The sequence below is a fragment of the Saccharothrix luteola genome, assembly GCF_020859565.1.
GTDB classification, from domain to species: Bacteria; Actinomycetota; Actinomycetes; order Mycobacteriales; family Pseudonocardiaceae; genus Actinosynnema; species Actinosynnema luteola.
Genome location: NZ_JAJHUO010000033.1, coordinates 67848 through 88710, shown reverse-complemented (window position 1 = coordinate 88710; position 20863 = coordinate 67848). Strand labels below are relative to the sequence as shown.

18 protein-coding genes are annotated in these 20863 nt (G+C 72.9%); 11 read left to right on the top strand and 7 right to left on the bottom strand.

Going from position 1 to position 20863, the window contains the following annotated elements; all coding sequences use genetic code 11:
- Nucleotides 1–66: 66 nt before the first annotated feature.
- The 4 genes from LNK82_RS37600 to LNK82_RS37585 all read left to right on the top strand — a co-directional run bounded on the left by LNK82_RS37600 (nucleotide 67) and on the right by LNK82_RS37585 (nucleotide 4926).
- Nucleotides 67–960 carry a sigma-70 family RNA polymerase sigma factor gene (locus LNK82_RS37600; RefSeq protein WP_230571615.1) on the top strand — a complete coding sequence of 298 codons (894 nt, stop codon included), beginning with the start codon at nucleotides 67–69 and terminating at the stop codon, nucleotides 958–960.
- Nucleotides 961–1059: 99 nt separating this feature from the next.
- The gene (locus LNK82_RS37595) at nucleotides 1060–2448 is read left to right on the top strand and encodes a glycosyl hydrolase family 18 protein (RefSeq protein WP_230571614.1); all 1389 of its coding nucleotides are present in this window, start codon (nucleotides 1060–1062) and stop codon (nucleotides 2446–2448) included.
- Between the two features lie 84 nt (nucleotides 2449–2532).
- On the top strand, nucleotides 2533–3477 hold the full coding sequence (locus LNK82_RS37590; protein WP_230571613.1) for a DNA polymerase domain-containing protein: 945 nt from the start codon (nucleotides 2533–2535) through the stop codon (nucleotides 3475–3477).
- A 150-nt stretch (nucleotides 3478–3627) separates the two neighbouring features.
- Nucleotides 3628–4926 (top strand): M28 family metallopeptidase, encoded by a 1299-nt coding sequence (locus tag LNK82_RS37585; RefSeq protein ID WP_230571612.1) that lies wholly within the window; start codon nucleotides 3628–3630, stop codon nucleotides 4924–4926.
- Between the two features lie 66 nt (nucleotides 4927–4992).
- Here the strand turns inward: LNK82_RS37585 and LNK82_RS37580 are convergent, their stop codons facing one another.
- Nucleotides 4993–6027 carry a LuxR C-terminal-related transcriptional regulator gene (locus LNK82_RS37580; protein WP_230571611.1) on the bottom strand — a complete coding sequence of 345 codons (1035 nt, stop codon included), beginning with the start codon at nucleotides 6025–6027 and terminating at the stop codon, nucleotides 4993–4995.
- Between the two features lie 161 nt (nucleotides 6028–6188).
- Here LNK82_RS37580 and LNK82_RS37575 point away from each other — a divergent pair, with 161 nt between their 5' ends.
- Nucleotides 6189–6686 carry an RICIN domain-containing protein gene (locus tag LNK82_RS37575; protein WP_230571610.1) on the top strand — a complete coding sequence of 166 codons (498 nt, stop codon included), beginning with the start codon at nucleotides 6189–6191 and terminating at the stop codon, nucleotides 6684–6686.
- Between the two features lie 82 nt (nucleotides 6687–6768).
- On the opposite strand, the gene LNK82_RS37570 is transcribed toward LNK82_RS37575, so the two are convergent.
- Nucleotides 6769–7173 carry a VOC family protein gene (locus LNK82_RS37570; protein WP_230571609.1) on the bottom strand — a complete coding sequence of 135 codons (405 nt, stop codon included), beginning with the start codon at nucleotides 7171–7173 and terminating at the stop codon, nucleotides 6769–6771.
- Nucleotides 7174–7307: 134 nt separating this feature from the next.
- Here LNK82_RS37570 and LNK82_RS37565 point away from each other — a divergent pair, with 134 nt between their 5' ends.
- On the top strand, nucleotides 7308–8018 hold the full coding sequence (locus tag LNK82_RS37565) for a TetR/AcrR family transcriptional regulator (protein ID WP_230571608.1): 711 nt from the start codon (nucleotides 7308–7310) through the stop codon (nucleotides 8016–8018).
- Between the two features lie 79 nt (nucleotides 8019–8097).
- Here LNK82_RS37565 and LNK82_RS37560 read toward each other — a convergent pair whose 3' ends face one another.
- On the bottom strand, nucleotides 8098–9735 hold the full coding sequence (locus tag LNK82_RS37560) for an AfsR/SARP family transcriptional regulator (RefSeq protein ID WP_230571607.1): 1638 nt from the start codon (nucleotides 9733–9735) through the stop codon (nucleotides 8098–8100).
- Nucleotides 9736–9947: 212 nt separating this feature from the next.
- Here LNK82_RS37560 and LNK82_RS37555 point away from each other — a divergent pair, with 212 nt between their 5' ends.
- The 4 genes from LNK82_RS37555 (at nucleotide 9948) to LNK82_RS37540 (ending at nucleotide 13396) form a co-directional block, all read left to right on the top strand.
- Nucleotides 9948–10319 (top strand): SH3 domain-containing protein, encoded by a 372-nt coding sequence (locus LNK82_RS37555; protein WP_230571606.1) that lies wholly within the window; start codon nucleotides 9948–9950, stop codon nucleotides 10317–10319.
- 118 nt (nucleotides 10320–10437) lie between these two features.
- Nucleotides 10438–10983, top strand: a complete 546-nt coding sequence (locus LNK82_RS37550; protein ID WP_230571605.1) for a PadR family transcriptional regulator — start codon at nucleotides 10438–10440, stop codon at nucleotides 10981–10983.
- Nucleotides 10980–12995: an NADPH-dependent 2,4-dienoyl-CoA reductase gene (locus tag LNK82_RS37545; RefSeq protein ID WP_230571604.1), complete on the top strand. Its 2016-nt coding sequence runs from the start codon at nucleotides 10980–10982 to the stop codon at nucleotides 12993–12995. Before LNK82_RS37550 ends, LNK82_RS37545 begins: the two co-directional genes overlap by 4 nt.
- A gap of 14 nt (nucleotides 12996–13009) precedes the next feature.
- A complete protein-coding gene (locus tag LNK82_RS37540; protein WP_230571603.1) occupies nucleotides 13010–13396 on the top strand; it encodes a nuclear transport factor 2 family protein in 387 nt (128 codons plus the stop codon).
- 24 nt (nucleotides 13397–13420) lie between these two features.
- Here the strand turns inward: LNK82_RS37540 and LNK82_RS37535 are convergent, their stop codons facing one another.
- A complete protein-coding gene (locus LNK82_RS37535) occupies nucleotides 13421–14287 on the bottom strand; it encodes a DUF4082 domain-containing protein (protein ID WP_230571602.1) in 867 nt (288 codons plus the stop codon).
- Between the two features lie 136 nt (nucleotides 14288–14423).
- Between LNK82_RS37535 and LNK82_RS37530 the strand changes: the two genes are divergently transcribed.
- Nucleotides 14424–15026 carry an HD domain-containing protein gene (locus tag LNK82_RS37530; protein WP_230571601.1) on the top strand — a complete coding sequence of 201 codons (603 nt, stop codon included), beginning with the start codon at nucleotides 14424–14426 and terminating at the stop codon, nucleotides 15024–15026.
- A gap of 21 nt (nucleotides 15027–15047) precedes the next feature.
- Here LNK82_RS37530 and LNK82_RS37525 read toward each other — a convergent pair whose 3' ends face one another.
- From LNK82_RS37525 to LNK82_RS37515, 3 genes are all read right to left on the bottom strand, one after another.
- A complete protein-coding gene (locus LNK82_RS37525) occupies nucleotides 15048–18260 on the bottom strand; it encodes a S8 family serine peptidase (RefSeq protein WP_230571600.1) in 3213 nt (1070 codons plus the stop codon).
- A gap of 98 nt (nucleotides 18261–18358) precedes the next feature.
- A complete protein-coding gene (locus tag LNK82_RS37520) occupies nucleotides 18359–19738 on the bottom strand; it encodes an alpha/beta hydrolase family protein (RefSeq protein WP_230571599.1) in 1380 nt (459 codons plus the stop codon).
- Nucleotides 19739–19874: 136 nt separating this feature from the next.
- Nucleotides 19875–20780, bottom strand: a complete 906-nt coding sequence (locus LNK82_RS37515; RefSeq protein WP_230571598.1) for a fructosamine kinase family protein — start codon at nucleotides 20778–20780, stop codon at nucleotides 19875–19877.
- Between the last annotated feature and the right edge of the window lie 83 nt (nucleotides 20781–20863).

The window sequence follows — 20863 nt, the reverse complement described above, 5'->3', positions numbered from 1 at the left end:
GCGGTCGAGCCCGTCACCTTTCACCGCCGCGGCTCGTCCACCCGGTAGACGACCGGGAGGGGACCGATGCGCGACGACCTGGCGGACCGATTCGAGGCGCACCGCGGCCACCTGCGCGCGGTCGCCCACCGGATGCTGGGCTCCCTGCCCGAAGCCGAGGACGCCGTCCAGGAGACCTGGTTGCGGCTGCGCCGGGTGGACGCCGACGGGATCGACAACCTCGCCGCCTGGCTGCGCGCCGTCGTCGCCCGCGTGTGCCTGGACGTGCTCCGCCGGCGCCGGGCCCGCCGCGAGGACGTCGTCGACCAGGTGCCCGACCTGCCCGCCGCCGACGACCCCGAGACCGAAGCGGTGCTGGCCGACTCGATCGGACGGGCGCTGCTCGTCGTCCTCGACGCGCTCAGGCCCGCCGAACGCGTCGCGTTCGTCCTGCACGACGCGTTCGCCGTCCCGTTCGACCGGATCGCGCCGATCGTCGGCCGCAGCACGGCCACCACGAAGAAGCTCGCCAGTCGCGCCCGGCACAAGGTCCGCGGCACCACCGCGCTCCCCGAAGCCGAGCTCACCCGCCACCGGCACGTCGTGGACGCGTTCCTCACCGCCGCCCGCGCGGGTGACTTCGACGCCCTGCTCGCCGTGCTCGATCCCGACGTCGTCCGCCGCGCCGACCCCGCCGTGCTGCCACCCGGCGCGGCGGCCGAGGTCCGCGGCGCGCGTGCCGTCGCCGCCGAGACCGTCGTCCTCGCCGCGAACGCGCGCCACGCCGAACCCGCCCTCGTGGACGGACGCGTCGGCATCGTCGTCGCACCGCGCGGACGGCTCCGGCTCGCCCTCACCGTCACGGTCCGGGACGACCGGATCGCCGCCTACGACGTCATCGCCGACCCCTCCCGCCTGCGACGACTCGTCATCGCAGTGCCCGCCGACTTTTATCGTGACTTGAATCAAGTACGCCAGTAAGGTCGGGCGCGGCTGCCAGTCCCCGGCCGGCGACCGCGCGGATCCGCCGCCATCCGCGCGAACGACGGCCGTGGGCACCCCTGTGAAAGGACCACGTCCATGCAGTCCCCTGCACCATCACGGCGCGCATCGACCCGGTGGGGCGCCGCGGGCCTCGCCCTCGCCACGGCGGCGGCCGGCCTCGCGGTGGCCGTCGCCACCGCACCGGCGGCACAGGCCACCGTCCTGCCCAACGGCTTCAAGAGCGTCGGCTACCTGCCGTCCTGGGCGGGCAGCGTCAACGCCGTGCAGTACACCAAGCTCACCCACATCAACTACGCGTTCGCCCTGCCCAACGCCAACGGCACGCTCCAGGCCATCCCCGACCCGGGCAAGCTCTCGTCCCTGGTCACCCTGGCCCACAACAACGGCGTGCGGGTCTCGCTCGCCATCGGCGGCTGGAACGACGGCAACGACTCGGCGTTCGAAGCCCTGGCCGCCAACGCCACCAGCCGCACCACGTTCGTCAACGCCGTGGTCAACGCGGTCAACCAGCACAACCTCGACGGCGTCGACATCGACTGGGAGTACCCCGACCCCGGCGCGTCGGCGACCAACTTCACCGCCCTCATGGGACAGCTCAGCACCGCCATGCACAGCCGCGGCAAGCTCCTCACCGCCGCGGTCGTCTCCGGCGGCGGCACCGCGGAAGGCGTCCAGACCGCAGTGTTCGGCCAGGTCGACTGGCTCAACATCATGGCCTACGACGGCGGCAGCCCGCACGCCAACTACGACTGGTCCATCGGCACCGTCAACTACTGGAAGTCGCGCGGCCTGCCCGCCACCAAGGCCGTGCTAGGCGTGCCGTTCTACAGCAGGCCGAACTACTACACCTACGCGCAACTGGTCGCCATGGACCCGGCCAACGCCAACCGCGACTGCGTCACCGTCAGCGGCGTGCAGCAGTGCTACAACGGCGTGCCCACCATCAAGCGCAAGACCCAGTGGGCCATGGCCAACGCCGGCGGCGTGATGAACTGGGAGCTGTCGCAGGACACCACCGGCAGCACTTCCCTGCTCAGCGCCATCTACGACACGGTCATGGGCGGCACCACCCCGCCCGGCCGCACCGGTCCCGTCACCGGCATCGCGGGCAAGTGCGTCGACGTGGCCAGTGCGTCCTCCGCCAACGGCACCGCCATCCAGCTCTGGACGTGCAACGGCACCACCGCGCAGAGCTGGACCGTCTCCGGCGACGGCTCGCTGCGCGCCCTCGGCAAGTGCCTGGACGTGGCGGGCGCGGGCACCGCCAACGGCACCGTGATCCAGCTGTGGGACTGCAACGGCACCGGCGCGCAGAAGTGGCAGCCCGGCTCCGACGGCACGCTGCGCAACCCCGCCTCGGGCCGCTGCCTCGACGCCACCGGCCCCAGTTCGGCCGACGGCACCCGGCTGCAGATCTGGGACTGCTTCGCCGCCACCAACCAGGTCTGGCGGCTCCCCGCCTGATCCAACCCCGGACACGGCCCGTTCCCCTGTGGTGCGGGCCGTGTCCCGCTTGCCTGCGGCACGGTCAACCGCAAGGGTGGTGCGATGGGTGAAGAGCGGGATGGCGTGGCGCTGACGAACCTCGACCAGCCGTTGTTCGACGGCGCCGAGGCGACCAAGGGCGACCTCGTCGACTACCTCGACGCGGTGCGCGACCGGATCATCCCCGCCCTGGCCGGGCGACCGCTGTCGGTGGTGCGGGTGCGGCCGGGCCAGGAGCCGTTCACCCAGAAGAACCTGCCGAAGTACACGCCGGCGTGGGTGCGGACCGTGCCCCTGTGGGCGGAGACGTCCAAGCGGGAGATCCGGTACGCGTTGTGCGAGGACCGCCGCACGCTGCTGTGGTTCGCCAACCAGCGCGCGGTCGAGTACCACGTGACGCCGGCACCCGCCGACGCGTTCGACCGGCCCGACTACCTCGTGCTCGACCTCGACCCGCCGGAGGGCTCGGGCTTCGAGGTGGTCGTGGCGGCGGCGAAGCTCGTCCGGCGGGCGTTGGCCGACGACGGGCTGTCCGGCGTGGTGAAGACCAGCGGGTCCAAGGGCGTGCACGTGTTCGTGCCCGTGCGGGGCGTCGACCACGACGTGGCCGCCGCGACCCGGGCGTTGGCGGCACGGGCCGAGCGCCTGGACCCGGAGCTGGCCACGACGGCGTTCATCAAGGACGACCGGGGCGGGCGGGTGTTCCTCGACTCGACGCGGGCCTACGGCTCGACCGTGGCCGCCGCGTACAGCCCTCGCATCCGGCCGGGCGCCACGGTGTCGTTCCCGGTGGGCTGGGACGACCTCGACTCCGTGACGCCCGCCGACTTCACCGTGAAGACCGCGCCGGCGCTGCTCGGCGACGACGACCCGTGGCACTCGCGGATGCCCGCGCCCCAGGAGCTCCCGGACGACCTGGTCGCCGAGGGGCACACCATTCCGGTGGCCCGCGTCCAGGCGATGCACGAGGGCAAGCGGCGGGCCCGCGCACAACGCGCTCAGCAGTAGAGCTCCTTGGATTTGGTATGCACTGAAGCTATCGCGCAGGCCGAATCGCCTGGTCTGCGTCCGAACGTGCCACGACGAAAGTCGCTACCGCAGGGGTGGCACAGCCCGCACGCTCGTGCGTGGCTATCCCTAAACCCTGCGGAGGCAGCCATGTCCTTGAGAAGGACGACCCCTGTGGCGAGCGCGCTGTTGCTCGCCGCGGCCCTGTTGAGCCCACCCGTCGCCACCGCGGCCCCGGTGAGCGCGGTGGCCGTGCCGGACATCCCGGTGGCCAACGTCCAGGCGCACCTGAACGACCTGCAGACCATCGCCACCAACAACGGCGGCAACCGGGCGCACGGCAGGCCCGGCTACCTGGCGTCGGTCAACCACGTCAAGGCGAAGCTGGACGCGGCCGGGTACCAGACGTCCGTGCAGCAGTTCACCAGCAACGGCGCGACCGGCTACAACCTGATCGCGGACTGGCCGGGCGGCGACCCGAACGACGTCCTGATGCTCGGCGGCCACCTGGACAGCGTGAGCGCCGGCCCGGGGATCAACGACAACGGCACCGGCTCGGCGGGCCTGCTGGAGGTCGCGCTGACCGTGGCGCGGCAGGGCCTGGCCCCGACCAAGCACGTCCGGTTCGGCTGGTGGGGCGCGGAGGAGCTCGGCCTGATCGGCTCCACGTACTACGTGAACAACCTGCCCACGACCGAGCGGTCGAGGATCAAGGCGTACCTGAACTTCGACATGATCGGCTCGCCGAACCCGGGCTACTTCGTCTACAGCGCCTCCGGCCAGCCGACCGGGTCGTTGCTGCTGCAGCAGACGTTGCAGGCGGCGTTCAGCGTGCCGACCGAGCTGACGTCGGTCGGCGGGCGGTCCGACCACGCGGCGTTCGCCAGGGCGGGCATCCCGGTCGGCGGCACGTTCACCGGCGCCGAGGTCACCAAGACCTCCGCGCAGGCGCAGAAGTGGGGCGGCACGGCGGGCGTCGCCTTCGACCGCTGCTACCACCGCTCGTGCGACACGCTGTCCAACGTCGACGCCACCGCGCTGGACCGCAACACCGACGCCATCGCCTACGCCCTGTGGACGTTGGCCGGCTCCGGCGGCAACCCGCCCGGGCCGCGGTTCGAGAACCCGGCCGACGTGACCATCCCCGACCTGACCACGGTCGAGAGCCCGATCACGGTCTCCGGTGTCGCGGGCAACGCGCCGTCGGCGCTGGCGGTCGGCGTGGACATCACCCACACCTACCGGGGTGACCTGGTGATCGACCTGATCGCGCCGGACGGCTCGGCGTACCGGGTGAAGACGTCGAGCAACGACAGCGCGGACAACGTCGTCACCACGTACACGGTGAACGCGTCCTCGGAGGTCGCCAACGGCACGTGGAAGCTGCGCGTGCAGGACGTCGCGTCCGCGGACACGGGCCGGATCAACGGCTGGTCCTTGCAGTTCTGACCGGTGCCGGGCGGCGGCGTGGGTTCCTGCGCCCGCGCCGCCGCGTCCGGCCGGCCGCCGGCACGGTCAGTTGATCGCGGCGATGAGCTCGTCGCGACCCCGGGCGCCGGTCTTGCGGAAGATCGCCTTCAGGTGGTCGTTGACCGTGTGCACCGACAGGTCGAGCCTGCGGGCGATGTGCTTGGGCGCCGCACCCGCGTGCAACTGCTCGACGACCTGGCGTTCGCGGGCCGTGATGCCGTACCAGGAGCAGAAGGACGGGAGCAGCTGCGCGGCCGTGGCCGCCTGGATGACGACCGCCACGTCGCCCCCGCCGTCGGCGTCCAGCCGCTCCGCCTGGCACGCGACCCACCGCCCGTAGCTCGCCGCCGGGCCCAGCACCAGCGGCGCGCCCGCCGGGGTGCGGGCCAGGGCGGACATCCCGGCGAAGAAGGACCTGCCGGTCCACTCCGGAGCGCGCAGGCGGCTCTGCAGCCGCTCCCGCCAGGCGAGCGCCGCCGGAGTGGCCGCTCTGATCCCGTGGTCCGGGCCGAGGACGATCACGCCCGGCGGCGGGCTCTCCGTGGCGGGCACCAGCGGGCCCGCGGTCACGTACCGGCGGAGGAACGCGACCAACGTCGGTCCGAGCCGCGCGGCGTTGCCGAGGTCCTCGTCGCTGAACGGCCGGGCGCCGCGCGCCCGGATCAGGCCGAGCGTCCCCCACACGCCGCGGGCGTCGCGCAGCAGCAGCCGCAGCTCGCTCTGGACGCCGTGATCGGCGAACAGCCGCCGCACCGCGCGGTGCCGCGGGCCGTCGCCCGCGCCCGCCACCACGTCGACCGGGACGGGTCGCCGCGCGAGGTCCTCGCGCAGGCACGGGTCCTGGCCCGTGTGGCAACCGCGCAGCAACCCCTGGCCGAAGTCCGCTTCGTAACCGTGCCAGAAGCTGAACGAAGCCGGTCCGAACCCGGTCGCCGGCCCCAGACCCGTCAAGCGCGCCCCGTCGTGCGGCACCACGGACGCGACGGCCCGTGAGAGTTCCGCGCCGGACTCGGCCCAGCTCGCACCCTGTCCGGTCACCGCGGTCAGCTCGCGCAGCAACCGCTCCCCCGAACGGTCCACACCGCGCAGTGTGAGCCGTTCTCGACCACCCCGCAACGCCGCGGTCGCCCGCCCGGCACCCCCAAGTTTCGGGATACCCGCCGAGCCGCCACGCGGCGGAGGGTTCAGCGCAGGTCGCGTGGCAGCGCGGACCTGCACCAGAGGTTCAAGGGGAGGACACCATGATCCGGTCCGGTTCGAAAGGGCTTCTCACGGGCGTGGCCGCCGCGGCGCTGGCGGTCGGCGGTCTCGTCAGCGCGTCGGCCTCGGCGGGCACCGCGCCGCAGCCGCGGTCCGAGCAGGCGGAGGTCGGCGTCCAGATCGTCTCGAGGCTGAGCGGGTTGTGCCTTGAAGTCCGGGGCGGCAACACGGCCAACGGCGGCGCCGTGGCCATGTGGACCTGCACCGGTGGCGACGGCCAGAGGTGGGAGAGCAACGGCAGCGAGTACCGCAACGTGTTCAGCGGCAGGTGCCTCGACGTCAACGACAGCAACGGCGCCAACGGAGCGGGCCTCAACCAGTGGGACTGCCAGGGGCAGCAGTGGCGGTTCAACGGCAGCGAGCTGCGGAACTCGAACAACAAGTGCCTGACGATCCCCGCCGCCAACCGGGGCAACGGCGCCGCGGTCGTGATGTGGGACTGCGTCGGCGCGGCCGACCAGCAGTGGCAGATCGGCTGACGCCAGCCGGTCACCGGCTGATCACCCGGCCCGGTCCCTCGGGCTCGGGTGATCAGCCGGGCGTCCGCGTCCCGGCCGGGATTCAGCCCTGCGCCGCGGCCTCGTCCATCCAGAACAGGTTCCACACGTGGCCGTCGAGGTCCTCGAAGCTGCGGCCGTACATGAAGCCGTGGTCCTCGGCGTCCTTGACGAACCCGCCGCCCGCGGCCAGCGCCTTGTCCGCCACCTCGTCGACCTGCTCGCGGCTGTCCAGGGACAGCGCCACGATCGCCTCCGTGGTCGTGGTGGCGTCGGCGATCTCCTTGGTGGTGAACGTCTGGAAGAACGGCTTCGTCACGAGCATCGCGTAGACGGTGTCGCTGAACACGACGCAGGACGCGTTCTCGTCGGTGAACTGCGGGTTGTGCGCGAAGCCGAGCGCGGCGAAGAACTCGATCGACTTGGTCAGGTCGGTCACCGGCAGGTTCACGAAGATCTTCACGGACATGGTCTGAAGCCCCCATTGGCACAGGCGGACACGGCTGTGTCCTGCGGATACTTGTGTGTCCGTCGGACACTTGATGTACGATAGACACAGATCGACAACGTGAGCAACCCTCGATTTCGGAAGCCGGTGAGCGGATGGCGAGCGAGGACCAGGGCGTGGACTTGCTGTGGGGTTCGCGAGACAAGCCCGCACGGCCACCCAGGGTCGCGCTCACCGTCGACCGCATCGCCGCCGCGGCGATCGGGGTCGCCGACGCGGAGGGGATGGCGTTGGTGTCGATGCAGCAGGTCGCCGCCAAGTTGGACGTCACGAAGATGGCGCTGTACCGGCACGTGGCGAGCAAGGCCGAGCTGGTCGCCGTGATGATCGAGTCGGCCGTCGGCGAGCCGCCGGACCTGAGCGGCGTGCCGGGCGGGTGGCGACCGCGCCTGGTCAGGTGGGCCGACCTGATGCGGGAGACCTGGCGACGCCACCCGTGGCTGCCCGCCGCGACGACCGGTGAGCGCATGACCGGTCCGCGCGAGGTGGGCTGGACGGAGTCCGCGGTGGCCGCGCTCGACGGCACCGGGCTCGACGGCGGCGAGCGGATGGACGCGGTGTTCCTGCTCAGCGGGCACATCCGCAACACGCAGTCGGGCGCGACGGCGGGTACGCAGCCGTGGACGGAGCAGAAGCAGCTGCGGACGATCCTGCACGAGCACCGCGACCGCTTCCCGGCGCTGCACGAGGCGGCGCGGTCGATCAACGGTGCACCCCGGGACAACGGCTGGGCGTTCGGCCTGAACCGCATCCTGGACGGCCTGGAAGTGCTGATCGCCGCCCGACGCCCCGACCCGACGGACTGACCCGGCGACCGCCCGGCCGCGCCGACACCGCGAAGCACCGACCTGGCCGGTCGGCGGTGGCGCAGGCGGGCGGTGGGGTTCAGCGAACCCGCGGTCCGTCCCAGCGGTGCGCCCGCCAGACCGCGCAGCAGTCCCCCGTCGAACCGAAGCGGTAGTCCGCCGGGCAGGCCGATGCCGGCTTCACGACCGGCAGCGCGGCCAGGCGGCCCTGGTCGCGGAACGTCCGGCGATGACGCCAGGGCTGGACCGCGCACGCACCCACCGCGAGGTCCCCGTCCACCCACGAGGTCAGGTCGAACCACCGCAGCTCGCCGACCAGCGCGCTCAGCGGCAGGCGCGGCCGGGTGCAGGCGTAGCCCGCGGCGATGCCCAGCGCCAGCGGGAACCCGCCGCACAGCCCCACCAGCTGCTCGACCGCGCGGGGTTCGTCCCGCACCCGGGCCGCGCCGAGCCGGGCGGTCAAGAACGCATGGGCCTCGGCCCTCGACAGCACGTCCAGCGGAACGTGCGCGGCACCGTGCCCGACGATCAACCCCGGCAGGCTGTCGCGGCTCGTCACGATCACCGCGCACGACCGGCCGCCCGGCAGCAGCGGGGTGACCTGGGCCGTGTCGGCGGCGTTGTCCAGGACCAGCAGCATCCGCCGCTGCGCGACCAGGCTGCGGAACAGCGCGGCGCGGGCGTGCGGGTCCGTCGGCTGCCGGTCGACGCCGTGCGCGTCGAGGAACCCGCGCACCGCCACCACCGGGTCCATCGGCGCGCCGGCCCCGCCGAGGTCGACGAACAGCTGGCCATCGGGGAACCGGTCGAGCCGCCGGTGCGCCCAGTGCAGCGCCAGCCAGGTCTTGCCGATGCCCGCCGCACCGACGACGGCGGTGATGCCCGCGTTCACGACGTCGAGCCGGTCCAGTTCGTCGCGACGGCCGACGAACGGCACGGGCGTGGCCGGCAGCTGACGAGGCACCACCGCCGCGGCACGCGGGTGCGACGCGGTGAGGGCCGGGTCGGCGGCGAGGATCCGCCGGTGCAGCTCCCGCAGCGCCACCCGCGGCTCGGCGCCCAACTCCTCGACCAACCGCGTGCGGACCTGTCGGTAGTGCGCCAGGGCGTCGGGTGTCCGCCCGGCCCGGTGCAGGGCCAGCAGGTACTGGCCGGCCACCCGCTCGTCCAACGGGTGTCGCGCGGCACGCGCCGACAGCTCGGCCACCAGCTCCGCGCCCTCCCCCGCGTGCAGCCGGGCGTCCACCAGGTCGTGCTCGGCGGCCGACCGCTCCTGCCGCAACCGGTCGCGCACGGCCAGCACCCACTCACCGGCCAGGCCGGTCAGCGCCTCACCGCGCCACAGCGCGAGCGCTTCGGTCAACGACCGCACGGCGCCGTCGTCGCGGGCGCGGCCGCAGAGCCGGCGGAACCGGTGCAGGTCGACCACCGCGTCGGCGACCAGCGCGTACCCGCCGGACCGGCGCACGATGGCCGCACCGTCCGCGCCGGCCAGCGCCCGCCGCAGCCGCGAGATGTAGCTGTGCAAGGTGGCCGGCGCGCGTCTGGCGACCTCCGCGCCCCAGACCCGCTCGACCAGCCGGTCCACCGGCACCGCCCGGCCGACGTCGACCGCCAACGCGGCCAGCACGCACCGCTGCCTGGGCGCGCCCAGGTCCACCGGCCGCCCGTCGACCTCGGCGGCCACCTCCCCCAGCAAGCGCAACACGACCGCCACGCCCTCACCCCCGTGCGCCGAGACGTCTCTCCCCGACACCAGGCATAGCGCCTGCACCAGCGCCGTGCAGGAACTCTGCAAGAGGTTCACACCATGGGTACGCCATCGTGGGCCGGGCGCGGCGACCACCACGTTCGGCAACGCCCTCCGTCGTGGTCGACCCGCGCACCGGTCCCCGCCGGGCCAGACACCGATCGAACGAGGCGGTAGTGATGAACAAGGCAAAGTCCCTGATCGCCGTCGGCGCGACGCTGTTCGGCTGGTTGACCTTCGGTGGCGTCGCCGGCGCGGCGCCTGCCCCGGGGTCCGACCGGCAGGCCCCGCGGCCCGCCGCCACCTGCAGCACCGGCTGGGTGGAGGTCAACACCGACAGGCTCAACGTCCGGAGCGGCCCCGGCACCAACTACGGCATCATCGCCACGGTGTACCGGGGCGATCTGCTGGCCTGCGGGTGGCTGGAGGCCGGCGGGCGGTACACCGCCTGCGGCGTCAGCAACGCCAACGGCTGGATCTCGGTCGACCTGGAGAACGACGGCGCGATCGACGGCTTCGTGGCGAGCACCTGCGTCGTGGACGCCTTCTAGTCGAGCGACGGATCCCCGGCAGCCCTGGCGCCGTCGACGCGCCCGGGCTGCCGGGATCTCGCGCGAGACCTATGCAACTTGTTGCACTGCACCCCGTTGCACGGCTACCGTCACCGCCATGGCGTTGGAGCACGCGATCCTCGTGTCGCTGGACGAGCGCTCGGGCTCGGGCTACGAGCTGGCCCAGCGGTTCGAGAAGTCCATCGGCTTCTTCTGGGCCGCCACCCACCAGCAGATCTACCGCACGCTCAAGCGCATGGTGGAGCTCGGCTGGGTGTCGTGCCACGAGGTCGCCCAGGACGGCCGCCCGGACAAGAAGGTGTACGAGGTCGCCGGAGCCGGTCGCGAGGAGCTCGCCCGCTGGCTGGCCTCGCCGGGCGAGCCGGAGACGATCCGGCACGACCTCTCGGTCAAGGTCCGCGGCGCCTCGCTGGGTGACGCGGAGGCGTTGACCGGCGAGGTCGCGCGGCACCGCGACCTGCACGCCGAACGCCTCGACGTCTACCTCGCCATCGAGAAGAAGGACTTCCCGGACCCGTCGGCCCTGTCCGGTCGGCGGCTGCACCAGTACCTGGTCCTGCGCGGCGGCATCCGGGCCGAGCAGGCGCTGGTCGAGTGGTGCGACGAGGTGCTGGCCGCGATGCGAGAGGACGACCGGCGATGACCGCCTACCCCACCCTGCTCAAGCCCTTGGACCTGGGCTTCACGACCCTGCGCAACCGGGTCCTCATGGGCTCGATGCACACCGGCAACGAGGACCGCGCCAAGGACTTCGACGCCCTGGCCGCCTACTTCGCCGAACGGGCGCGCGGCGGCGTCGGCCTCATCGTCACCGGCGGCTTCTCGCCCAACCTGGCCGGCTCGCTCTACCCCTTCGCCTCCAAGCTCACCACGCACCGCGAGGCGCGCGACCACCGCGTGATCACGCAGGCCGTGCACGAGCACGACGGCAAGATCGCGCTGCAACTGCTGCACGCGGGCCGGTACGCCTACCACCCGTTCAGCGTGTCCGCGTCCGCCCTCAAGGCACCGATCGCCAAGTTCCGCCCGCGCGCCCTGTCCGACCGGGGCGTGCGCGCGCAGATCGACGCGTTCGCCCGGGCCACGGCGCTGGCCCGCGAGGCCGGCTACGACGGCATCGAGATCATGGGCTCCGAGGGCTACTTCATCAACCAGTTCCTCGCGCCGCGCACGAACAAGCGCGCCGACCGCTGGGGCGGCAGCGCGGAGAACCGGCGGCGCCTCGCGGTCGAGGTCGTGCGCCGCTGCCGCGACGCCGCGGGTCCGGACTTCGTCATCGTCTACCGGCTGTCCATGATCGACCTCGTCGAGGACGGCCAGACCTGGGACGAGGTCGTCGCGCTCGGCCAGGAGGTCGAGGCGGCCGGCGCGACGATCATCAACACCGGCATCGGCTGGCACGAGGCACGGGTGCCGACGATCGTCACGTCCGTGCCGCGCGCGGCGTTCGCGAACGTCACCGCCAAGCTGCGCCCGCACGTCGGCATCCCGGTGGTCACGTCGAACCGGATCAACATGCCCGAGGTCGCCGAGGAGGTGCTGGCGCGCGGTGACGCGGACATGGTGTCGATGGCGCGCCCGTTCCTGGCCGACCCGGACTGGGTGCGCAAGGCCGAGACCGGCCGCGCCGACGAGATCAACACGTGCATCGCGTGCAACCAGGCGTGCCTGGACCACACGTTCTCGTTGAAGAAGGCGACCTGCATGGTCAACCCGCGGGCGGGCAACGAGACCACGCTCCGGCTGCTGCCGACCCGCCGCGCCAAGCGGGTCGCGGTGGTGGGCGCGGGTCCGGCGGGGCTCGCGGCAGCGACCTCCCTGGCCGAGCGGGGCCACGAGGTGGAGCTGTTCGAGGCCGACGACGACATCGGCGGCCAGTTCGCCATCGCCCGCCGCATCCCGGGCAAGGAGGAGTTCGCCGAGACGATCCGCTACTACCGGCGGCGGATCGAGCTGACCGGCGTGAGGCTGCACCTCGGCGCCAGGGTCACCGCCGACGACGTGGCCGGCTTCGACGAGGTCGTGATCGCCACCGGTGTCGCGCCGCGCGTGCCCGCCATCCCCGGCGTGGAGCGCGCTCTGTCCTACGTGGACGTCGTCCGGCACGGCGCGCCGGTCGGCGACCGGGTCGCGGTGATCGGCGCGGGCGGGATCGGGGTGGACGTCACCGAGTTCCTGACCCACACCTCCTCCCCCACCCTCGACGTGGACGAGTGGCGTGCCGAGTGGGGCGTCACGGACCCCGAGCTGGTGCGCGGCGGCGTCACCGAGCCGAAGCCCGCCGAACCCGCGCGCCAGGTGTACCTGTTGCAGCGCAAGGCGTCCCGGATCGGCAAGGGCCTCGGCAAGACCACGGGCTGGGTGCACCGGGCGGCGCTGGCGGCCAAGGGCGTCGAGCAGCTGACCGGGGTGAACTACGAGCGGATCGACGACGCCGGGCTGCACATCACGTTCGGGCCCGGGCGCGAACGGCCGCAGGTGCTCGACGTCGACACGGTGGTGGTGTGCGCGGGCCAGGAATCCGTGCGCGACCTCGTGGACGCGCTCACCGGGCGCGGTGTCGTCACGCACGTCATCGGCGGCGCGGACGTCGCCGCCGAGCTCGACGCCAAGCGCGCCATCGACCAGGGCACGCGACTCGCGGCCACGATCTGACCCCGGAGGCAAGGATGAACGCGGCACTGCGGTTCAAGGCGGCCGTCGAGGCGGGCGACATCGTCGGCGCCACGGAGTTCTTCAGCGACGACATCACGTTCCACAGCCCGGTGAAGTTTCACCCGTTCGAGGGAATCGACACCGTGCGCGCCCTGTTCCGCGTGCTCCAGCGGACGTTCGAGGACTTCCGGTACGTCGGCCAGTACGACGGGCCGGCCGGCCACGTCCTGCACTTCCGCACCGCGGTCGGCGGCAGGCAGGTCGAGGGCATCGACCTGATCGAGTTGGACGGGGAGGGCCGGATCGGGGCCTTCACCGTGATGATCCGGCCCCAATCGGCGCTGACGGCGGTCGGCGAGGCGATCCTGGCGGGTCTGGTCGCCGACGGCGTCGTGCCGTAGCCCGTGGCGGGCCGACCGTCCCGCCTACTCGTAGAACGTCGGGCTGACCCAGTAGTTGCTGTCGTGCCACGACTCGGTCGGGAAACCGCCGCCGACGCCGTAGCGGTACACACCCGCGCCGGACACGCCGTTGTGCGGCGCGATGAACGGCGCGGACACGACGGTTCCGGTGTAGTAGTGCTCGGTCGAGCGGTAGCCGCCTTCCGGCGTGTAGTACGACGCCACGTAGTCGACGCCGGGCTGCACGGGAACGGCCTGGTCGAACCCGACGATCTGCCAACTGGAGGGGTCGCTGCCGCCGGTCTGCTCGGCGAGCAACGTCCCGTCACCCCGCCACAGGTGGACGACGACCGGTCCGCGGTAGTCGCCGCGCTTGAGGTAGACGCCGGTCACCTCGCCCGGGCGGTCGAACCGGATCCGCGTGCCGACCTCCACCGGTTCCGGGTCCGGGTCGTACCCGCCGCGCCAGGCGAACGAGTCGAGGATGCACAGGCAGCCCGCGAACGGCAACGGTCCGGTCAGGCCCACGTGGACGTCGATGTCCGGCGCCGACACCGGGCTGACGCCGGTGTCGTTGTAGGCCCGCGCGCCGGTGACGTGGACGCCGGGCCCGGTCGGGGTGAACGCGTAGCGCCACTCGGTCGTGCCTTCGGCCGGGTGCCACGTCCGACCGTCGTCGGTGGTGACCTCGACCCGGGTGATCGGCGTCGTCCACGAGCCGCGCACGTGGCCGGTGACCAGGAACGGGACGCCGACCTCGGCCTGCGGGTTCCTCGACGGGATGTCGATGACGGTGTAGAAGTCGTCTGCCGCCGCGTGGGCCGGCAGCACGCCGCCGAGCAGCGGCGCGATCGCGGCGAGCACCACCGCGAATCGGGATGATCGGGACACGGGCGCTCCTGGGGTCGGGGACAACCGCGGTGCGCCCGCGGCTGCTGTGCCACAGCCGGAATCGCTCGCGCCGGGCAGCGCGCTACACCGCGCTTCGGTGTCGTACCGGTATTCGCTCTCCCCTAGGCTCGCCGCCGTGGAGTTCATCTTCGCCCGACCCGACTCGAAGGCGGCGGCGGCCGCGCTCGAGGTCTGCCACGAGTACGCCGAGCCGTGGCTGCTGAACCACTCGCTGCGCGCCTACTCGCTGGCCGCCGCCCACGCGGCCGTCGCGGACATCGCCCACGACGGCGAGCTGCTGTACGTCGCCGCGCTGCTGCACGACCTCGCGCTCACACCGCCGTTCGACAGCCATGCGCTGCCGTTCGAGGAGGCGAGCGGGCACGTGGCGTGGGTGTTCGCGGCCGGCGCGGGCTGGGGACGGGTGCGGCGCGACCGGTTGGCGGAGGTGATCGTGCGGCACATGCGCGACGACGTGCCGGCCGACGAGGACCCGGAGAGCCACCTGTTGCAGGTCGCGGTGGGCGCCGACGTGTCCGGACGCGGGCTGGACCGGTTCGCCGAGCGGATCAAGGACGACGTCGTGACCCGCTACCCGCGGCTCGGGTTCGCCGACGCGTTCCTGGCCAGGGCGCAGGACCAGGCCGAGCGCAAACCGCGCTGCGCCGCCGCCGAGCTGGTGCGCGACGGCTGGGCGCAGCGGGTGGCGGCCAACCCGCTGGACGCGCCCGGCCGGTGACCGGGCGCGTCCGGGGGTCGATCACCTCAGCCCGTAGGCCCGGATGATCGTCTGGTCGACCGCGTTGCCCGAGGCGTCACGCGCCTGGGCCTTGAGCGAGACGAACTTCGCGCCGGCCGGGTGCACGACCGCCGCGAGCCAGCGCTGCCCGACCTTGACCAGCGGCGCGGGCCGCCACGTCGTGCCGTCGTCGAACGACACCTGCACGGCGGGCTTCGCCACGCCCTGGGCGCCGGTCGCCCCGTTGCGCTGCACGTACACCGGGATCGCGAACGGCCGGCCGGCCGGCGCCCGGTTCTCCGCGTCCAGCGAAGGCGCGAACCGCACCGCGAGCAGCGGCAACGCCGCCGGCTGCTCGCCGGCCACGTGCTCCGAGGTGAACGACCAGTCCGCCACCACCAGCGTGGACAGCTCGGCCACACCGGACCGCTCGGCCTCGGCGTGCACCTGGTAGGTGCCCTTGCCCGCGGGCACGACGCCCCTCACGTACCCGTCGTAGGGCGACTCGGCCAGTAGCACGCCGTCACGGTGCAACGTGGTCTTCGCCGCCGTGACGTCCGAGAACCCGTAGTGGTTCGGGTCCTGGTCGGTGAACATCGGCACCGAGATCCTGAACTCGTCGCCGAGTCGCCCGCCCCACTCGTAGGCGCGGCTCCTGGTCGGGAACGCCGGCCCGAACACGGCCGCGTTCCACTTCTCGGACCCCGTGCGGCCGACGGTGAACCGGCGCGGTTGCGCGGTCGTCTGGGCGCTCTGCGGCGGGAACGCCTGCGGTTCCGACATCTGCAGGAAGTCGCCGTACCAGTCGACGCCCGGCGAGTAGTACTCGGTGAGCTCCAGCGGCAGCGGTCCGCCCGCCATCTGGTCGCGGAACCCGGTCGTGCCGGGTCCGGCCGAGGAGACCAGCGACTTGACCTTCACCAGGTCGCGGCGCTGGAACGACCGGTCGAGCCGCTCGGGCACCGCGCCGTCGTGCCGCCACGCGACGTTGTACTGGTAGGGACTGCCGAGGTACGAGCCGTTGCCGTCCGGCTTGGCCAGCCGCCCCGCGACGTCGAAGCTCGCCGCACCGGGCGCGGACGTCTTGGACGGCACGAACAGCACGGCGCCCGGCGGGAACCCGATGAAGCCGGTGCCCGTGTCGCCCCAGGCCGCCGTGCGGCTGAAGAACACCTCGGTGTAGCCGACCTCCGCGCTCTTCTCGTCCACCGACAACGCGATCGGCTTGCCCGCGCGGGCGTCGAACACGAACTCGGCGGGTCCGGTGATGGTGACGCTGGGCTCCAACACCTGGGTGAGCTGCCGCGTCTCCCGGGTCTGGATGAACGCGTCGGCGTAGTAGGTGCCCTTCGGCACGCGGGCGACGACCGTGCCGGACGGGTCGTGGTCCAGGTAGGCCTTGGGGTGGTTCATGTCCACGAACCGGAAGAAGTAGTCCGACGTCGGCGCGCCGGTGTGGTCGAGGAACGTCATCTTCACCTCGTAGCTCTCGACCTCCTTGGTCACGCCGATCGGCGTGCGCAGCGGCGTCGCGCCGCCGGTGGCCACCACGGCGCCGCCGTACCGGCCGTCCGGCCCGTCCAACGAGGTGTCGACCGTGACGACGACGGCCGCCTCACCGCCCGCCGGGACGGTGAGCGACGACGGCGAGAACGCGACCATGCCCGCGTGCGCGGGGTTGCCGGCCGGGTCGCGCAGGTCGGCGGTCGGCGTCAGCGTCACCGGGGTGGTGCCGGAGTTGCGGTAGGTGATCTTCCGCTCGATCGGCTGGTCGTCGGCGTGCGGCCACTGGGCCACGCCCAGGCTCAGCGACGCGGGCTCGGCCGCGAGCGACTGCGCGACGGCCGCGGCCACGTCCACCCGGCCCGCGCCCTGCTCGTGCACGGTCAGGTCGGCGTTGGGCTTCGCGCTCGCCATGAGCGCGCTCTTGAGCCGCGCGGCCGTCCAGTCCGGGTGCTGTGCGGCGAGGATCGCCGCCGCACCGGCCACGTGGGGCGCGCTCATCGACGTGCCGGACAACGCGACGTGCGCGTCGCCGACGGGGGTGCCGATGCGGCCGTTCGCCGCCTTGGCGGCGACGATGTCGACGCCCGGCGCGGTGATGTCCGGCTTGATCGCGTCGTCGTCCCAGCGCGGTCCGCGCGAGGAGAACTCGGCGAGCTGGTCGGACCGGTCCACCGCGCCGACGGTGAGCGCCAGGTCGGCCGCGCCCGGGCTGCCGACGGTCTGCTCGGACGGACCGCTGTTGCCCGCCGAGACGACGAACAACGCGCCGCTGGTGCTGGTGAGCTGGTTGACGGCCTGCGACATCGGGTCGGTGCCGTCGGTGCGCATCGAGGCCCCCAGGCTCATGTTGACCACGTCGGCGCCCGCCGCCACGGCCCACTCCATGCCCGCGATGATGTCCGACTCGTAACCACCGCCGTTGTCGTCGAGCACCTTGCCGTTGAGCACCGCGCTGTCCGGCGCCACGCCCTGGTAGCGGCCGGAGCCGGTGATGGTGGCGGCGACGTGCGTGCCGTGGCCGACGCGGTCGTCGGTGTCGGGGCTGTCGGTGAAGTTGCGCGACTCCACGACGGCGCCCGCGAGGTCCGGGTGCGTCGCGTCGACGCCGGTGTCCAGCACCGCGACCTTCGCACCGGCACCGGTGTGCCCGGCCTGCCACGCCCCCGGCGCGCCGATCTGCGGGACGCTGCGGTCGAGCGTGGCGCGGACCGGGCCGTCCAACCACACCTTCGCCACGCCCGCGGCCCGCGCGCCGGACCAGAACGCGGTGCCCTTCGGCGCCTTGACCGCGTACCCGCCGATGCTGGGCAGCGGCTCACCGGCCACGGCCGGGCCGGTCGACGTCACGATCAGCGGCGTGACGCGGGTCGAGCGGTCGTCGTAGCCGGCCCGGATCAGGCCGGTGACGTCGAACAGCCGCTCGTCCAGCACGCCGGACCGCACGTCGCCCAGCACGTCGGTCGGCAGCACGTGCAGGTCGCCGTCCTCGTCCAAGCGCTGCACGAACCGCACGTCGGCGCGGCCACGACCGGGGCGCACCTGAGCGCGGTCCCCGTGGACGGTGACGACGTCACCGGTCAGCAGCGTGACCGTGCCGTCCGGTTGCGCGCCCACCGGCGGCGCGCCGGTCCGCTCCGGTGGCTCGGCCGCGGCCGGGATGCTCGCGGCGATCATCACGGCCGCCACGAACAGCCCGGACGCGAGTGGTCCCCTGGTTCTCCGGGACATGTGGACTCCCCTCACCGTGGCGGTACCTCACCGACCGCCACTGCCCTCAGTGAGTAGGACACCGCAGAGAGCCACCACGTTGCTTCGGGGAAGCGCAGTCAGGGGGCGATACCCACTTGGCCCAGCCGCGCCCACAACCATTCCTGCCGGGCCGTCATCGCCGGCCACCGGGTGCCGCCGGGACGCGGGTACACGTGTGCCGAGAAGGGCGCGGGCTGATACGAGGGGTCGAAGAAGCAGCCAGTGCCGTACTTCGCGTCGGCGGCGGGGCAGTCGGCGGCGATCGACGCGGGCGTGGGCTTGTGGCCGGTGCTCTCCCACCTCACGAGCGCACGCAGCGCGGCGGCGTACTCCGAGTCGCTGAGCGCGCTGTGCTCGGTTTCCGTGGTGAAGGCCTGCACGAGGTTCTCCGCCGTCCCCGCGCCGACCCGGCTCGCCCGGTAGGCCGACTCGTGCTCCACGAACGCCGTGGCGTCACCGATCCCGTGCAGGGTGATCACCGGGATCGACACCGCGCCGGTCGGATCGCTGTCGTAGGACAGGTCGCGCGCGGCCGACGGCGTGGCGCTGAACCGCTCGACGCCCGCGTTCAACGCCTCGTCGTCGTGCGATCCCGCGTACCGCACTCCCCTGTTGCCGAACGGGTTCCGCCCGCCGAGCCGGTTGTGCACGATGTCGCGGAACGTGAACGTGGCGAAGGTGAGGTGCGACGCGAGCGCGCTCTCGGGGATCCTGACGACGGCGAGGATGTCGTCCAGGTTGCGCTGTTGCCGCGCGCTGCGCTCGGCGGACGGCGACTGGTAACCCGTGCACTCCTGGAGCCGCGCGCGCAGATCGGCGGTGGTCATGGTCGAGTCGGCGCGCAGCCCCATCCACAACGGGTACCGCGGCTCGTCCGGCCGAGGGTGGTTGCCGCAGTAGTACTGGTAGACCACGCGCAGGTCGACGCGGTAGTCGTAGCCGCGCGACCCGCCCGCGAGCACGCCGCTGGTGAGCAGGGCGGCGTCGTACGAGTCGTAGGCCTCGATGGCCTTCGCGGCCACGTTCCCGCCCCACGACTGGCCGTGCAGGACCGTCTTGCGCGGCACGCCGAACCGTTGCACGAACAGCTTCCGCACGTTCTCGGTGTCCTCGGCACCCATCCGGGTGCCGTATCCGCCGCGCCGGTAGGACGAGCCCGCCAGCGCGTAGCCCTCGCGCACCATCACCGCCCAGCGGTTCAGGTCCTCGATCGGGCGGTCCGCGGTCGGCGCGGCCAGGTCGGGGCCGCCGTGCGAGTGCACGACCAGCGAGCCGTTCCAGTCCGCCGGGATCGCGAACGCGACGAACGCGCCGTTGGCGTCCTGCCCGCCGTAGCAGGTCGCGTCCGCCGGCAGCCGCGCGGGACACGGGACCTGCCCGGTGTCGGCGGTCACGGGCGCGGCGAGCACCGCGGTCAGCGTCACGGCGAGCGACGCGCACCAGCTGAAGCGGTTCACGGACGACCTCCTCCGAGGAGCGGCGGCGCTTCGTCGCGCCACGGCGCACATCGTGTGCGCGTCCCCGCGGGTGGGCCACGTCAGGGGGAAAATCTTGGGGTAGCCCTGACACTCCCCCGGCAAACTCCCCGGTCGATCAGCTCGACGCGGGACCTCCTTCAGGCCCGGCGATCGAGCCCGCTTCCGGCGAGTCGGCGGGCACGCGGCGGAACGGTCGCAGCACTTCGCGGAGGTAGTCGAGGGAACCCCAGCGGTCGCCTTCGTGCGCCAGCGTGCTCAGGACCTCCCGGAGGAACACCACGGGCATCCGGTCGCGCCAGTCGCGGTCCAGCGGCCGGACCTCGTGGTAGGCGTCGAAGAACCGGGCGGGCGAGTCGGCGCCGCAGAACATCATGCTCAGGTCCACGTCCGGCCACGTCCACGACACCGCCGGGTCGATGAACACCGGCTCGCCCGCCGCGGTCGACACCACGTTGTTGTGCCACAGGTCGCCGTGGGTCAACGCGGGCGGCGCGGCGGGCACGATCTCCGGCAGCCGCGCGCACAGCCGTTCGACCGCGTCCCGGTCCTCCGCCGTCAGCACGGCGTCGGCCTTCGGCTCGTCCAGGTAGCGCAGCAGCCGGTGCTCGGCGAAGAACGCGTGCCCGTCGTCGCGCCAGTCGTTGCGCTGCGGCAGCACGCCCAACCACCCGTCGTGGTCCCAACCGAACCGGGGGCCGCGCACGTCGTGCAACGCGGCGATCGCGCGCCCGGCGCTCTCCCAGAACGCGTCCGTCTCCAGCGGCCTCGGGGTCAGCGCCTCCAGCAGCAACCAGTCCGCGCCGACGTCGAGCACCTCCGGCGTGCGCAGGCCGTGCCGCCGCAGCACCGCCAGCCCCTCGGCCTCGACCTGGAACAACGACGGCGGCGCGTCCTCGGACGTCTTGAGCACGACGTCGCGGTCCGGGCCGCGGACGTGCCACACCGTGTTGACCACGCCGCCGGTCAGCCGGATGACCTCGGCGTTCTCGCTCAACCGGGCCAGGACTTCGTCCGCGGTCAACGGTCCCCCTGATTCCGCTGTCCGGCCGACGCCGGCGGTCTCGCGCCGAGACTACCGTCGGATCGATTCAGCGGACATCTCGC